This is a genomic window from Nitrosomonas marina, from assembly GCF_900110145.1.
In the GTDB taxonomy this organism is placed as follows: Bacteria; Pseudomonadota; Gammaproteobacteria; order Burkholderiales; family Nitrosomonadaceae; genus Nitrosomonas; species Nitrosomonas marina.
The window spans coordinates 98,781-112,648 of the sequence record NZ_FOCP01000005.1 but is presented as its reverse complement, the minus strand read 5'-3'; the positions used below and the strand labels follow the sequence as shown (position 1 = coordinate 112,648).

The window sequence follows — 13,868 nt, the reverse complement described above, 5'->3', positions numbered from 1 at the left end:
ACAAATTGACGATATTAATAGACGAAAATACACGCATTATAGTTCAGGGTTTTACTGGAAAAATCGGCACATTTCATGCCCAGGAAATGATTGAATATGGTTCCAATGTCGTCGGTGGCGTGACGCCTGGTAAAGGCGGCCAGACGCATCTGGGTTTGCCGGTATTTAATACCGTCAAGGAGGCGGTACAACAGGTCGGCGCTGAAGCAAGTATCGTATTTGTACCGCCGGCTTTTGCAGCGGATTCCATCATGGAAGCAGCGGATGCCGGTATACGTTACTGCGTTGCAATAACTGATGGCATTCCTACTCAGGATATGATGACTGTTAAGAATTTCCTGCGCCGGTTTCCCAGAAAAGAACGTATGATGCTGACAGGCCCGAATTGCGCAGGAACAATCAGTCCCGGCCGCTCCATGCTGGGGATCATGCCGGGGCATATTTATACACGCGGAAATGTCGGCGTTGTGGGGCGATCAGGCACTTTAGGATATGAAGCCGCCGATCAGATGCGTTTACTCGGAATCGGTATTTCTACTTCTGTCGGTATTGGCGGCGATCCGATTATTGGCAGCTCGCATCTGGATGTGTTGGAAAAACTGGAAAAGGATCCTGAAACCAAGGTTGCTCTCATGATTGGTGAAATCGGTGGCCCGATGGAAGTGGATGCCGGTATTTTCTTTAAAGAGAACATGACCAAACCTCTGGTAGCGTATATTGCAGGACTGACTGCGCCGGAAGGGCGCCGTATGGGCCATGCAGGGGCAATCATTTCTTCTGCAGGCGAAAGTGCGGCCGAGAAAGTAGCCATCCTCAAGGAATTAGGCGTCACCATATGCCCTACGCCTTCTCTTATGGGACAAACAGTTGCCGAGGTAATGGCTAAACTGTAATTGTTCGTTTTGTATTGTGTAGTTTTGGTGGGGTATTCGTTCTTGTCGGATCCCCGCTTCAGGTAAAGCTTGGATATCTATTGCATGCGTCACGGACGCACTAACTTCAACGACCTGGGCCTCTGTAACGATGATCCCTGCCAGAAGGTTTTTTTGACCCCGCAAGGTATAGCGCAGGCGCAATCGGCTGCGCTGGCGCTTCGTAGCATCGTACTTGATCGCATAATCGTATCGCCGCTTCCCCGTACACGTCAAACTGCAGAGATTGTAAATCGTTATCATGACGCGCCTATCGTAACGCATGATGGTCTGAATGATATTCGCTCGGGTTTTGATAGCCGGCCAGTATCGGATTATTTTAAGGCAATTGCTGACGATCCTTTGCAAAAGCGGGTAAATGGAGGCGAATCCCTGCTGGATCATAAAAATCGCGTTTTAAAGTTTTTAGAATGGCTGAGAACCCAGCGGGATAAAGCGCTGCTGATCGTCGCGCATGAAGAAACATTACGTGTTTTTATCGCTTATTTTGAAGGTGGTATAGAAGACCAAAAGCTCAGGGATATTCATGTGGGCAATTGTGAAATCAGGCATTTTGAATTCGTCAAATGAAAGATTTCGAGACAGTTACATTGTCAGCAAAGCATCCGTGCAATATATTCTGTTCCATTATTTAGCTGAACGGGCTCATTTAGCTTGGCTTCTTACACACAATTTTTTTATTCCTGGTTTACGCGAACCGTCATAATTGCAAAAGTTATGTGAGATTTACCACAGATCATTGAGTATGGATTGGCTAGATTAGTAATCAGTCCGGCAGGTAATGGGTTTCTTTATTCGATAATTCTGCCGGATATTCCATGGTTACTAAGACAAAAGGAGTCAGTCATGAAATATGCGACGATAAAAGGTATTTTTGGCTTGCTGATTATGTTATATATGCATAATGCGACGGCCGGTTCTGCTTTGTACAGTGCGATTGTGACAGCCGAGAAAGCTGGCGTGGTCGACCAGACCAATATCACGGCACCCTCTTTCCATGCTTGTGAAATCCGAAAAAGTGATGTCATCAGCGATTATATCGCGTCAGGCTTTACCATTCTTAATGCATCTAGCTGTGTTCCTGTTCTAGTACGACTGCCGGAGCTGATTATTCCTGAATGGAAACCCCGCTGGCCTGTACCACCGGTATGTTTGAGTTGCCCACCTTGGGATTTGAGTATTCTTGAAATACTGGACCCATATTTGGCGGAACAAGTGAAGGAATTGAGTCAAAAATATCGCGTCAATGAATACATGAAGGCACTGCGCAACCTACAAAGTGAATTCGACCTGGAGGGGTTTGACAAGGCATTGGAAGAACTGGATGCGCAGCAGCAGTACAAATAATTCCTGAGTAGCAGCTCTATAAGTAGAGGTGCCGCCGGCTGAATGCCGGCGGTTTATTACAAAAGTTGTGGCATGCGTGATACCAGAATTCAAAACGGGCAGGTTGATATTCAACAGGCAGACGATGGAGACTGTCCTTGTTTGTGGCAGTTAGACTGTGATAGAACTGTCTGATGACCAGCGTTTGAAGCTATGCTGGCTTACAGGTTCAAATACAGCGTCGTGCTCGTGATAATGATAATGTTCGACGAGAATGGTCGTGGCTGAGAGCGTAATCAGATTAAAGGAGTTTTTTTCCCGCTCGAGACCGCGACCCCGGCAGGAAGTTGTCGTGCCGCATTGAACAATAATGATACCGTGGTCACGATTTTCTCCAGCATAGACGTCAAGTGAGTGGCCTACATAGGCGCGATGCAGATGTCCTGCCAGTACTAAATCGACTCGCATACGCGTGAATGCCTCCAGTGTACGCTTTGCTTGCGGCATTGGTCGCGTACGTTCAAATGTTGGCGCCGGAACCAGATGGTGATGCATGACAACCACCTTGAATTGATTTTCTGATGCTTCTGTGAAGGTCTGTTCACAGAATTGCAACTGTTTCCGGTTTAACCGGCCGTTCTTGATGGCCCGGTACGGTGCGGTAGAATCCAGACCAACGATAATTGCATCCTTAACATTCAATCGGGAATCCAGTGTATCGGCGATATAGTGCTGGTATAGTGCATACGGACTCAGCATGCGTTCCCAGATGCGGTAAAGCGGTATGTCATGATTTCCGGGAACGACAACACGAGGCGTTGGTGGCAGGCATCGCAGAAATTGCTGTGCTGCTGCAAATTCATCTGGCTTGGCGCGATGCGTAAGGTCCCCGCTGATTACGATGACGTCGGGCGACAACGCCTTAATCTGCGCCAAAACAACCTGACTCACTGCGGGTAAAAAATGCTTTCCAAAATGCAGATCTGATAAATGAAGAATTTTTGTCATCGATTCTCAGAAAGATGCGTCAATCTGTTTACATTTGTGTCTCATTCGAGGATGGCTGAATCCCTTGCCTTTAACCAAGGTTAATTTCAGTGTCATGTTTATAGCACATAGGCTGGAACATTTATAGCCGCATGGCGTTCAATCGGCTCCAAGTCGAGACCCGTTTAAATAGCATGTCTTGATTTTCTAACAAAATAGTGAGGATTAATAAGCTCTCGGTTAGTATCGAGAGCCGGGTGTAAAATCCGCCTAATTGTCTGTATCCAGTGAATCTACTACGCGCAGCGCCGCTTTTTTTAGATGGAGTTTTATGGGGGTGTCCAGCCGGGTCAACTCTCCATCGATAACCGCATGGGTTGAATCCGAATCTACGTTGATGATAATGTCTTTTACCGCGCGGACGTCGAGGCGGCTGGCGTATTCAACACGGTCCGTCCAGGCATACAATATTGCTTCCAGCAAAGTTGGCAATCTGACGTCAGTGGGCGCTATGATCATCAGGTGTCCTTCGTCCAGTCGTTCACGGTGAACCAATGAAGTTATATCAAATTTGTAGCGATTATTCGCAATCAGAAAGACGGGAGAGCTGATATCGTCGCCCTTGTCTGTGCGCCAGGTAAATGAGCGCCTGGATTGATGGCGCAGCAACACTTTAGTCAAAGCGTAAGCTGTGGCAATCAATTTTGGGAATCGCTGTGAAAATCGTACAACACCGCGATATCTTACGACACGGGGATACATCCCAAGGGAAACATTATTCAGAAAATACTGGCTATTCACGCAACCAACGTCTATCTGCCGGCTTCGTCGATTGCTATTCAATAGTGGTAGAAATTCCTCCAGACGCACGGGGAGATCCAGATCCTTGACAAAATGATTCATCGTACCCAGAGGCAGAGGAAACAGCACAATATTCGTGCCGACCAAGTGCTGGATGGTGTGGTTGATTGTTCCATCTCCACCGCCGACAGCAAGTTCATTAATATTACCATCGTCGACCAACTGTTGAATATAAGCTGACAGATCTGCAGGATCAAGCCAGTGCAGTTGAACAGATCTATTAACCCTCTCCAGCGTCTCGAGCAAACGCGTATGTCCCATTTTTTTTGCTGTACCTGCCTTTCGGTTGACAAGAATTAGTAAGGGTTCTGCTGTCATAATGATTTTTGCCGGTAAACAGTTACGGGTTGCGGCGATAATGACCGATAAGCGTTGCCTGGGCGATGATATGGTCATGCATGGCCGCTTCGAGCTCGGCCTTGGTCGGGTGGTTCAAATCCGGTAAAACTGTGTTTAGTGCATATAACTTATGAAAATAGCGGTGGGTGCCGATTGGCGGGCATGGACCACCGTAGCCGGGACGTTTCCAGTCATTTAGTCCTTGAAGTGTTCCACCCGGCAGGTTTTCTATAGAAATTCCTTCCGGCAGGCCCTCACTATCCGGCGGGATATTATAAAGCGTCCAGTGTACCCACGTCATTTTAGGAGCCTCCGGATCGGGTGCATCAGGGTCATCAACAATCAATACCAGACTTTTAGTCCCTTCAGGAATACCAGTCCAAAGCAGCGCCGGTGAGATATTATCGCCGTCGCAAGTCAGTCTGACAGGCATCTGACCTATATGTGAAAAGGACGTGGACAGCAGTGTAAACACGGTTAATGCGACAGTAGTCATTGTTTCCCTCTATTTGCCGTTGTATGCGTTGTACCGGTTACATGTGCAAGATGCAGATGCTTATTTTACTGGCAAAATTAACTGTATAAAATTTTCTCAAAAAAAAGCAAATTTTTTTAGCATGTCGTTACGTATTTCCCGGACTTTGCTGCGTATGATAATCAGGCACCGGCAGTTGTAAGAAATTATAATAGTTGATGAAAATTTTCACTTATTTACCAACACAGCAGCTTCTTAAACCAATGTGACAACAGGGTTTTGCTGTTCTTGTAGTTTTAACCTTTTCTTTCTTACTGCTGCACATAGTCGGTGCTTACGAAACCGTTCTCGACAGGATTATAAATCAGTAGTTACTGAATACAGTATGATAACGGCAGAATAGATTATTGTATTGTTGTGGGAATTAATCGGAGGACAGTAATATGCAACGACTGAAACATTGCCTGCTTAGCCATTATTTACTGATTATTCTTTTAATTACAATGGTTTATGGATGTGCAAATTTGCGGCCATTGAACGAACAGACATTGACGCTCGAAGCGGAGAGAACAGCCAGCATTTTCATCGAGAATCATCATGATACGTTTGGGATCTGTTCTCCTTTTCATCTTGACCGCCGCGGAACGCGGTTATATCTCTGGGATGAATTTGTGCGTCAGTATGACAGCACCAGGCCGGATTTCGATATAAACAATCTGACCGGTTATGAAGTGGCGGTTACCCGCGGAGAATCCTGTCATTTACGGATTTTCGAAACTTACCAGACCGCAGTCAAATTTGATTTGTCGGCATTTCCGCCGGGTGCAGCGGTTTTGTCTGCAGAGCTCAATGTTTATGGTGATTTTGGTCCGTTCGATCCGCCACGATCGCGCGGCAACCGCGAACAATGTACCGTCATGCAGCTGGGACAAGCAACTGAATCCTGGGACGCCGGTATTTTCAGGGCCGGTTTGCCGAGCGGTGCTCGCCTGCCGATTTCTTCCACGCCATCCCGCCCGGATTCCGGGCCATTCGATACGTTAAGAAGCAGTTGGCGACAATTGGATGTGACCAACACCGTCAGTGAGTGGGTGCGCGGTGTTCGGTCGAATTATGGTTTTGTCATTACACCAGACAACGCACGCGTTCTTGAATTTTACAATGCAACGGATGAAGGCGGTTATTTCTGTGATCTTGGTATCAGCCGTTTCGAGCTGGTTGTTACCCTGGCAGTACCGGGCTAGTATTTCGCGTTGTAAGTAAAAAATCAGCACAACTGTGCTACTTATGCACTGAATGCAAATTAGCCAGTGCTTCTGCAACTCCTGAGCATTTCTCATTATAATTAACCACAATATTGCAGAGGGGTTGAGCGCATGGCACTGGAAGGCATACTGGTATTAACTATTCTGTTTATTTGCCTGGTTCTGTTCATTACTGAATGGGTGCGTGTGGATGTTGTGGCATTAATAGTAATGTCCAGCCTGGCAATACTGGGTTTGGTATCTCCAGCAGAGGCAATCAGCGGTTTCAGTAATCCGGCGGTAATCACTGTTTGGGCGATGTTTGTTGTTAGCGAAGGTCTCGCACGTGTTGGCATTGCGGATCAGATCGGTCGACAGGTATTGCGGGTGGCTGGACATAGCGAGGTGCGCATGATTGTGATTTTCATGATTGTCGCGGGTGTGCTGTCGGCATTCATGAATAACATAGGGGTGGCGGCATTAATGTTGCCGGTGGTCGTCGATGTTGCACGGCGGACCGGTGTAGCACCGTCGCGACTTCTGATGCCACTGGCCTATGGAACGCTGCTAGGTGGTCTGATGACGCTTATTGGCACGCCGCCGAACCTGCTGGCCAGCATTGCACTGCAGGAAGCCGGTGAAGAAAGTTTTCGCTTTTTCGATTTTGCATTTATCGGTGTTCCCATACTGCTTGCCGGAACCATTTTTGTCGCGCTGGCGGGACGCCATTTGTTACCGAAAGCTGATACGTTGCGCACCGCGCGAAGTCAACGTGATTTGCGTGCCGAGTATGGACTGCAGGAGCGTATTTTTGCGTTACGGGTGTTTGCAGACTCGATTCTGGCCGGCAAGACAATCGCCGAATCCGGCCTTGCATCTGTTGCCGAGTTAATGATTATTGCCGTTACGCGTGCAGACCGGCCTATTGTACTGCCAAGGCCGGGTACCGTATTGCGATCGGGAGACATTTTACTCGCACAAGGCAGATTCGATCGCTTCGAGCAGCTGCGCAGCTGGAGTACGCTTACGATTGAGCGGGAAGCGCCCGTATTATATGAACGTTTGCTGGCCAACGTTCAACTCAGTGAACTGGTGGTGGCCGAGAATGCGCCATTGATTGGCGAACCGTTGCGTCATCGTATTTTTCGCGAACGTTTCGGAGTCAATGTAATGGCAATCCGGCGGGAAAATCTGATTCGCCGAACACGTCTTGCCGAAATGGTGATTGCCGCCGGGGATCGCTTACTGGTACAGGGCTCACCGCAAGCACTGGAAAAACTAGGTGAAGCAGCGGCGTTTACACAAATAAAACCGGTTACATATGCTGATATGCATGAGAAATACCAACTTGATGAACGATTGTTTGTCCTGCATGTACCTGATGAAGCCCCTCTGATCGGAACCACGCTTGCAGAAAACAGGCTTGGAGATGCATTCGACTTTCGTTTACTGGCGTTGTTTCGTAAAGGCGAAGTGTTAGAGTCGCCCGCTTCAGAAGAATATATACAGGCAGGCGACCTGTTGTTAATTCAGGGAAGAGAATCCGATCTGGATGTGTTGCGTGGTTTGCAGCAACTGGAGCGATTGCATGATGTATCACCGTATCTGAGCGTGTTCGAACAGGGCGAACTTGATCTGATTGAAGCTACGTTGCATCCACACGGGAAGCTTGTTGGAAAGCAGGTGGAAGAGCTGCAGTTTGACGAGCGGTATCAGATAAAGGTAGCCGCTATCTGGCGTGGCGGTCGTCCATACCGCACAGGCCTGGGCACCATGAAACTTGAGCCGGGTGATGGTTTGCTTTTTTTGGGTCCAAAAGCCAATCTTGCCAGACTCAATGATTATGAGGACCTGATTCTTCTCAATCCTGTTTATACCGAACCGATAGATACTCGCAGGGCGCCACTGGCTGCGACTTTGATGCTGATGGTTATTGTATCGGTGCTCACCGGGTTTATGCCCATTTATACAGCGGCAGTGGCAGCTGCGACATTAATGATTATTACCGGCTGTCTTAGCATAGAGCAAGCTCACCGCGCAATTGACTGGCGCGCTATTTTTCTGATTGCCGGTATGCTGCCCCTGGGCGCTGCGATGCAGCAAAGCGGTGCCGCAGCATACGTGGCCAATGGTGTATTGCATTTATTCGGTTCCTGGGGGCCTTGGCCTGTGATTGTCGGATTATACGTTGTTACCGCACTGGGAGCACTGGTTCTGCCTGCTGTAGCGCTGGTATTGATCATGGCGCCAATTGCGTTGACAATTAGCGGGGAACTCGGTATTTCGCCGCACACAGTTATGATGACAGTCGCCATCGCTGCGACCAGCCTTGCCAGCCCTGTCTCGCATCCAGCTAACACGCTGATAATGGGCCCTGGCGGGTATCGATTTACGGATTATCTGAAACTCGGTATTCCGCTGACACTCGTGGTTTTTACAGTGACAGCTCTATTGTTGCCGATATTCTGGCCACTGTAGCAATTAACACCTTTACAAGGTGCGCTGTAAAACCTGTTTTCGTTTGTTTGCAGCGTGATGGATACCGAACCATTGCGAGGTCTGTGAAACTGTGAAAATAACTGATATAGAATTCAACAGCGGAATTGATGGCAGGATACTTTACTGGAAAGCAGGAAAACTAAGTGGTTTGACGACGTAGTGTAGATCACAAAACACGTATTAGCATAATAAAGCCGTACGTGTTTTGGAATCTATGTTCTTCATTACAGTAGTTACATGTTTATAGCTTTGCGCTTCGCCGCGTTAGTCCGAATGCCACAAGTGCAAGGCCCATCAGCGCAAGCATGCCTGGCTCAGGGACTGTGATAACGCGAATCCAGTCGCCGGGTTCGGTGACTCTCATGTTGACTGTAATCGTGTTGCCGCTGACGGAATAGCTGTCGCCACCTTCCATTCCGCGAGCAGGGAATGGCGCTGCTGGTCCGCTGCCGCCGAAAGTGGCGGTGTAATTGGTCAGAGGATTGCCAAGTTCAGCTGTGGAAGCTGCTTCGAGCAAGCCTCCAGAGTCTGACATTACGCCGATAATATTGCCATCAAAAGTCCATTGCACACCGGTATGAGTCAGCAACGCGGTTCCCTGAGAATTGAGGAAAATCATATGGCTATTGACATATGAACCGGCGGACACCGTCCCGCCGCCATCTATGCCGTGTGCGATACTGGTGAAAACACCTTGCGCTTCATTAAACCCTTGCATGCCCGTATTGAAAACAATGTCGTCCAGTGCATTCGCAGGTGCACCTATGACAGCAGCATTGGTACCCATGCTGCTGGGGCCGCCAGTTTCCGTGACGCTGATAATGCTGGCATGAACAGAAACTGAAAAAAATAATACCGTGGGTATAACGATAGAAAAAGCCTTGCGAATCATTTTCTGCAGGGTAAACATAACAAGCGCCTCCTTCGTGGTCAATAATGATAATGGTGATATTTAATAATAAAGCAAAATTCATTCCATCGCACTTCAACTCACTGATAAAAAACAAAATATTTATTATCGGTAAAAACAATATGGTTGAAGCCCACACAAGTGTAAAAAATTTCGACAAAAATGTTTCAATATGAAATTTTACTCACCGGTAATCCCCCCGAAAATACCAGGGAGGTAAGGGTCAAATCTGTGCATTAATATTATCTTTATTTCCTATATATTATGGAAGTATCTTGGATTCAATGGTTATGTTTGATCGGATGACTTGGGAAGATGAACATTTAGCAGAATTAATCCACTAAGAAGTGGACCCTGTTACTTGGACACCTGAAAGGGTAAGTTAAGGAGTTATTTTCTGTATGATTATTTTCCATCATAAAAGAGGGATACAGAAAATGAGCAAGAAACGCAGAAATCATTCACCGGAATTCAAATCGAAAGTAGCACTGGCGGCGATTAAAGGCGATAAGACGCTGACTGAGCTGTCTCAGCAGTATGGCATCAACAGTAATCTTATCGTGAAGTGGAAGAAACAATTGATTGAACAGAGCAGCGAAGTATTTGCATCAGGCAAGGGGCTGACGCCGGACAGGGAATCCGAAATTCAATCTTTACAAGCGAAAATTGGTCAGTTGACCATGGAGAATGATTTTTTATCCAAAGTGCTCGGTCGCTAGATCGGGCACGGAGAAAAGATATGGTTCAGAAAGCACATCAGCTGCCCAGGACACGCCGTTGTGAATTATTGAAGGTGGCAAGATCGAGTAGTTACTATCAACCACAACAAGCATCCGAAGAAGACCAGGTAGTAATGCGCCTGATTGACCGGATTCACATGGATAAACCTTTTCTTGGTTCGCGACGTATTGTCGATGCATTGGTACGAAACAGGTCGAAAATATGTACAACGCCTCATGCGTCTCATGGGCATACAGGCGATTCATCCCGGCCCAAAGATTTCGAAGGCACATCCGTACCACAAGATTTATCCATATCTGTTGCGAAACCTGAATATCAACCGAGCCAATCAGGTGTGGTCTATTATGAGTCCATCAAACTGCCAAAAACGGGTTGATTGTTGGGTGGGTAACTCCTAAGCCACCTGTCCAAAAATTGGAGCCCACTATCTTTGATAGCATGCCAGTCAAATGTATTGCTTTGATTGAGCAGATGCCTTTGCAGCATTGCTGCATCAGTTTTTACCACATTAGCGTCATTCAGGTTGCACCTGCAGGCGTAAATGCTCATGCATTCACGCCGTGCACTGTAAAAACAATAAGAAGACAAAACAGGTAAAAAAAATGTTGCATTGCAAGACCTGACGCCGGGTTTGGTCGGAATTTCATGGCGTGAGGCCATCAACGGCCAAGTAGCTGCATATGCTGCTTGGCCAGATCATTAAGCGCTTTATAAAAGTATTAACTCGCCTCGGCGCGCTGATAAAAGAGGCGGGATGAAGACCGGTCCCTCTTAACGCGAAATATTACGCCTGCAAGACCAATACATAACAAGAGTAACGTAGCTGGCTCGGGAACAACCCCAGGATTGGGTGGTGGCGGTGGGGGAACAAAACCTTGTATTGCTACTACATGATTACCTCCGCCAAAAGTCGAAAACAGAAAATCACCGGTTAGCGGATCAATTGCAGCACCTTCAGCACCTGAAAGTCCAGTAATGAAATCTCTACGAGATGATACGATTGGATCTCCATTGCTATCGATAGCATAAGCTGCAACATTGCCTGCTGACCATTCCGCAACCAGTAAGCTGTCAACTGTAAAACCTAAATTAATTCCGTCAATATAAACAAAACCTTCAGGGCCACCACCAATAGTAGTCTCTTGCGTTACAGAGAGTAAATCAAAGGTACCGGAGCCATCTTGGCTAAAATTACCTGTGTACCATTGCCCTCCAGACCAAGAAACAAGTTTCATCTGACCCGCCCCATCAAATCCAGCAGGTACAAAATTAATGGCGGCGTGGGAACCTGCTACACCTAGTGCAGCTAAGTCAATAATTTTACTCTCGTCCGTGTCTCCAGGTTTGGTTTGCCCGAGTTCATTGACCGGCCAACGGGATGTAAACAATACACCGCCAGGTCCAACTGTTACGCCTCCGTCATTGTATTCACCTACATTCCCTATTGAGGTCGCAGTGCCAGAAAATCCTGTTATGTGATTAGTCGCATTACGCGTTACACCAATTTCGTAAATTCGCCCGTTAGCTGTGTTTGCGTTGCCGCCTATCCAAATAGTGTTTGGATCACCGGGCTTGAAAGTAAGTCCCCCATATGAAGTGGGTAGACCTGGTACGGAACCAAGGTCCAGGTCTGTATATTTTCCGGCAAAATCAGTACCAAAAGCTATTGCAAACGCTTTGCCGTGTATTCCAATAGAAACTAAAAGTAGAAAAATAGCCATGAAAAGCTTGTTTCTCATATATCCTCCTGCAGAAATGTTATTGACATATGTTTATATAGCAATATATATGCCATCTAAAATAACATGCTGATCTGTAGGAAAATTGAGCTCTAATACTAATAAACCATCAATAGGAATGTAAAAAACATCGACATGCAAACGATTATCGGGTGCCTTGCAGCCTGATTTTTTTTCGATTCTCATTTTAGATTTATCCCATAGCCCGTCAAACCATTCACGTTGACGCATGGCAACAGCCAGTCCGCTAATCTTTTAGCGGCCGTCTTTTGTAATGTAACCTGCTCTGGCAAACAGTTTGTACCGCAGTATTTTGCGTGTTTGCCGTACGTTGGGTTTTCCCGAGACAGCATCATTTCTCTGCACACCCGGACGGAATAAACCCATCAGGTTGTAGGCCTGCATAACCGTTAGCAAAGCTGCTTCGGTTGCCCGGAAATCTTTGAGATTGAAGCAATCTCCGCCAAAGTCATATTTCAGTTTCTTGATGTGATTCGCACAATCAACACGACTTCGATATGAACGCCGGAGTGCTGCAACTGGCTGATCCATCTCAGTAATCAATGCGCTTTGTTAAGGTTGATTCAGCCACAATGCAATCAGATAATGCATATCGCGCCGATCCAGGTCATTTAGAAAGGCCTGGCCGCTAAAACCGCTGTCAGCCCGAAGTAATGCCACCCGTTTGCCGCCCAGCCTGTCCAGGCTGTCATCCAAAAAGGCTAACGCGTTATTGGCATTATGGCTGTTACCAGGGTGCAACCATAGATTCGCTATGATGCGCGCATCCGCAACAAATGCCATCAACGGATGGTGTGAATTACGCCCCGGCTAGCCTTCTTGCCGTTCATAACGTGTCACACTGTCGAGTCCAGATCCGGCATTAAATGATCGATATTAAGGTTGCCCAAAAACCAGCGATACAAACGGCCAGATACCGGCGTCGTAGTTGCCTGATCGAACTTCCGGAACAGTCGCGTGATCGCTTTGAAGTTCACCATGCGATCAAATCCAAACAATTTCTGAAGCACAGGATCATGGCGGGTAACCTCTGAATGTTCGAATCGGTTCGCGCCACACCATACCGATACCATGAATTGCACTATCAACTGATTCGGCGAATAACGGCGATTACTCTTCTGACGTGGTAATTCGCAAGCTTCCAAAGCAGAACTAAAATCAATACGGTCATGCATCCGCTTCATCAACCCCATTCCAGCCCACGCAGTGAACTCTTTGTCAATAAATCGAAACTCAAGACCCATGAGTCTCGCCTGTAAAAAAATCACGCTCAATCAAACAATCACAATTTAGTGAAATAGTCATATTTTTAACAACGTATTCTATTGGTTTCCATAGGAAATTTTTCTAATGGGCAATCAAGGATTAATGCTATGATATTGCATAACTTTTTGCCATATTCAACTGGATGGCATTGGAGGTTGGTAATGGCGAACAAGGACGCAAAGGGCAATAAGAATATTACCGTTGAAGAAGCAAGAAGGATAGTTGAAGAGGAATTGCGCGAGATTACAGACCGGTACCGAGAACTTTATGAACGGGAGCGCAGGATGAGCGCTGAATTGGAATCCTTGCGACGTACCTCCAGCAGTGTGGAGTCGTCAAAGGATACACGGGTAAATACTGCAGCTTGCACAGCATGTGGTGGTACAGGAAAGCGTAAATGTGTACAGTGCGATGGGCGCGGTTGGTTTTATAACCAACGACCGAATACCCGCGAGCGTTGCCCCATTTGCAACGAATCAGGATATGTTAAATGTCGTGGTTGCAGTGGAAAAGGATACCGATAGTGCC

16 protein-coding genes and 1 pseudogene are annotated in these 13,868 nt (G+C 47.0%); 8 read left to right on the top strand and 9 right to left on the bottom strand.

The annotated features are described in order from the left end of the window. Positions 1-5: 5 nt before the first annotated feature. The 3 genes from sucD to BMX44_RS05100 all read left to right on the top strand — a co-directional run bounded on the left by sucD (position 6) and on the right by BMX44_RS05100 (position 2,279). The gene (gene sucD / locus BMX44_RS05110) at positions 6-893 is read left to right on the top strand and encodes a succinate--CoA ligase subunit alpha (protein WP_090628941.1); all 888 of its coding nucleotides are present in this window, start codon (positions 6-8) and stop codon (positions 891-893) included. Positions 894-962: 69 nt separating this feature from the next. Next, positions 963-1,502: a histidine phosphatase family protein gene (locus BMX44_RS05105; RefSeq protein WP_177167676.1), complete on the top strand. Its 540-nt coding sequence runs from the start codon at positions 963-965 to the stop codon at positions 1,500-1,502. A gap of 276 nt (positions 1,503-1,778) precedes the next feature. Beyond that, a complete protein-coding gene (locus BMX44_RS05100; protein ID WP_090628935.1) occupies positions 1,779-2,279 on the top strand; it encodes a hypothetical protein in 501 nt (166 codons plus the stop codon). A 150-nt stretch (positions 2,280-2,429) separates the two neighbouring features. On the opposite strand, the gene BMX44_RS05095 is transcribed toward BMX44_RS05100, so the two are convergent. The 3 genes from BMX44_RS05095 to BMX44_RS05085 all read right to left on the bottom strand — a co-directional run bounded on the left by BMX44_RS05095 (position 2,430) and on the right by BMX44_RS05085 (position 4,941). After that, on the bottom strand, positions 2,430-3,266 hold the full coding sequence (locus tag BMX44_RS05095) for a metallophosphoesterase family protein (RefSeq protein WP_090628932.1): 837 nt from the start codon (positions 3,264-3,266) through the stop codon (positions 2,430-2,432). A gap of 249 nt (positions 3,267-3,515) precedes the next feature. Continuing rightward, positions 3,516-4,502 (bottom strand): diacylglycerol/lipid kinase family protein, encoded by a 987-nt coding sequence (locus BMX44_RS05090; protein WP_090628929.1) that lies wholly within the window; start codon positions 4,500-4,502, stop codon positions 3,516-3,518. Further along, complete coding sequence (locus tag BMX44_RS05085; protein WP_090628925.1) at positions 4,447-4,941, bottom strand: YbhB/YbcL family Raf kinase inhibitor-like protein; 495 nt, start codon at positions 4,939-4,941, stop codon at positions 4,447-4,449. Before BMX44_RS05085 ends, BMX44_RS05090 begins: the two co-directional genes overlap by 56 nt. 422 nt (positions 4,942-5,363) lie before the next feature. On the opposite strand from BMX44_RS05085, the gene BMX44_RS05080 reads away from it, so the two are divergent. After that, on the top strand, positions 5,364-6,164 hold the full coding sequence (locus tag BMX44_RS05080) for a DNRLRE domain-containing protein (protein WP_090628923.1): 801 nt from the start codon (positions 5,364-5,366) through the stop codon (positions 6,162-6,164). A 132-nt stretch (positions 6,165-6,296) separates the two neighbouring features. Continuing rightward, positions 6,297-8,642, top strand: coding sequence for an SLC13 family permease (locus BMX44_RS05075; RefSeq protein ID WP_090628920.1), 2,346 nt, complete (start codon positions 6,297-6,299; stop codon positions 8,640-8,642). A 262-nt stretch (positions 8,643-8,904) separates the two neighbouring features. On the opposite strand, the gene BMX44_RS05070 is transcribed toward BMX44_RS05075, so the two are convergent. Beyond that, positions 8,905-9,573 carry a PEP-CTERM sorting domain-containing protein gene (locus BMX44_RS05070; protein WP_090628917.1) on the bottom strand — a complete coding sequence of 223 codons (669 nt, stop codon included), beginning with the start codon at positions 9,571-9,573 and terminating at the stop codon, positions 8,905-8,907. Between the two features lie 437 nt (positions 9,574-10,010). On the opposite strand from BMX44_RS05070, the gene BMX44_RS05065 reads away from it, so the two are divergent. Both BMX44_RS05065 and BMX44_RS17530 read left to right on the top strand, forming a co-directional pair. Further along, positions 10,011-10,292 carry a transposase gene (locus BMX44_RS05065; protein WP_177167675.1) on the top strand — a complete coding sequence of 94 codons (282 nt, stop codon included), beginning with the start codon at positions 10,011-10,013 and terminating at the stop codon, positions 10,290-10,292. Positions 10,293-10,508: 216 nt separating this feature from the next. Then, a pseudogene (locus BMX44_RS17530) lies at positions 10,509-10,655 on the top strand (IS3 family transposase); the annotation flags it as partial. 378 nt (positions 10,656-11,033) lie between these two features. Here the strand turns inward: BMX44_RS17530 and BMX44_RS05050 are convergent. The 5 genes from BMX44_RS05050 to BMX44_RS05030 are packed head-to-tail and all read right to left on the bottom strand — an operon-like array spanning position 11,034 to position 13,318. Then, complete coding sequence (locus tag BMX44_RS05050) at positions 11,034-12,053, bottom strand: PEP-CTERM sorting domain-containing protein (RefSeq protein WP_090628904.1); 1,020 nt, start codon at positions 12,051-12,053, stop codon at positions 11,034-11,036. 33 nt (positions 12,054-12,086) lie between these two features. Beyond that, complete coding sequence (locus BMX44_RS05045; RefSeq protein ID WP_090628902.1) at positions 12,087-12,284, bottom strand: hypothetical protein; 198 nt, start codon at positions 12,282-12,284, stop codon at positions 12,087-12,089. A 24-nt stretch (positions 12,285-12,308) separates the two neighbouring features. After that, positions 12,309-12,605 carry a transposase gene (locus tag BMX44_RS05040; protein WP_090628899.1) on the bottom strand — a complete coding sequence of 99 codons (297 nt, stop codon included), beginning with the start codon at positions 12,603-12,605 and terminating at the stop codon, positions 12,309-12,311. Positions 12,606-12,626: 21 nt separating this feature from the next. Next, on the bottom strand, positions 12,627-12,857 hold the full coding sequence (locus BMX44_RS05035; protein WP_090628897.1) for a transposase: 231 nt from the start codon (positions 12,855-12,857) through the stop codon (positions 12,627-12,629). Positions 12,858-12,910: 53 nt separating this feature from the next. Continuing rightward, complete coding sequence (locus BMX44_RS05030) at positions 12,911-13,318, bottom strand: transposase (protein ID WP_090628894.1); 408 nt, start codon at positions 13,316-13,318, stop codon at positions 12,911-12,913. A gap of 183 nt (positions 13,319-13,501) precedes the next feature. On the opposite strand from BMX44_RS05030, the gene BMX44_RS16495 reads away from it, so the two are divergent. Further along, positions 13,502-13,864, top strand: a complete 363-nt coding sequence (locus tag BMX44_RS16495; protein WP_143056890.1) for a DnaJ-like cysteine-rich domain-containing protein — start codon at positions 13,502-13,504, stop codon at positions 13,862-13,864. Positions 13,865-13,868: the final 4 nt, after the last annotated feature.

What these genes read in the sequence shown, in the direction of transcription:
- BMX44_RS05100 (WP_090628935.1), top strand. Translation starts at nt 1,779, where the DNA reads ATGAAATATGCGACGATAAAAGGTATTTTTGGCTTGCTGATTATGTTA.
- BMX44_RS05095 (WP_090628932.1), bottom strand. Translation starts at nt 3,266, where the DNA reads ATGACAAAAATTCTTCATTTATCAGATCTGCATTTTGGAAAGCATTTT.
- BMX44_RS05090 (WP_090628929.1), bottom strand. Translation starts at nt 4,502, where the DNA reads ATGACCATATCATCGCCCAGGCAACGCTTATCGGTCATTATCGCCGCA.
- BMX44_RS05085 (WP_090628925.1), bottom strand. Translation starts at nt 4,941, where the DNA reads ATGACTACTGTCGCATTAACCGTGTTTACACTGCTGTCCACGTCCTTT.
- BMX44_RS05080 (WP_090628923.1), top strand. Translation starts at nt 5,364, where the DNA reads ATGCAACGACTGAAACATTGCCTGCTTAGCCATTATTTACTGATTATT.
- BMX44_RS05075 (WP_090628920.1), top strand. Translation starts at nt 6,297, where the DNA reads ATGGCACTGGAAGGCATACTGGTATTAACTATTCTGTTTATTTGCCTG.
- BMX44_RS05070 (WP_090628917.1), bottom strand. Translation starts at nt 9,573, where the DNA reads ATGTTTACCCTGCAGAAAATGATTCGCAAGGCTTTTTCTATCGTTATA.
- BMX44_RS05065 (WP_177167675.1), top strand. Translation starts at nt 10,011, where the DNA reads ATGAGCAAGAAACGCAGAAATCATTCACCGGAATTCAAATCGAAAGTA.
- BMX44_RS05050 (WP_090628904.1), bottom strand. Translation starts at nt 12,053, where the DNA reads ATGAGAAACAAGCTTTTCATGGCTATTTTTCTACTTTTAGTTTCTATT.
- BMX44_RS05045 (WP_090628902.1), bottom strand. Translation starts at nt 12,284, where the DNA reads ATGCGTCAACGTGAATGGTTTGACGGGCTATGGGATAAATCTAAAATG.
- BMX44_RS05040 (WP_090628899.1), bottom strand. Translation starts at nt 12,605, where the DNA reads ATGGATCAGCCAGTTGCAGCACTCCGGCGTTCATATCGAAGTCGTGTT.
- BMX44_RS05035 (WP_090628897.1), bottom strand. Translation starts at nt 12,857, where the DNA reads ATGGCATTTGTTGCGGATGCGCGCATCATAGCGAATCTATGGTTGCAC.
- BMX44_RS05030 (WP_090628894.1), bottom strand. Translation starts at nt 13,318, where the DNA reads ATGGGTCTTGAGTTTCGATTTATTGACAAAGAGTTCACTGCGTGGGCT.
- BMX44_RS16495 (WP_143056890.1), top strand. Translation starts at nt 13,502, where the DNA reads ATGGCGAACAAGGACGCAAAGGGCAATAAGAATATTACCGTTGAAGAA.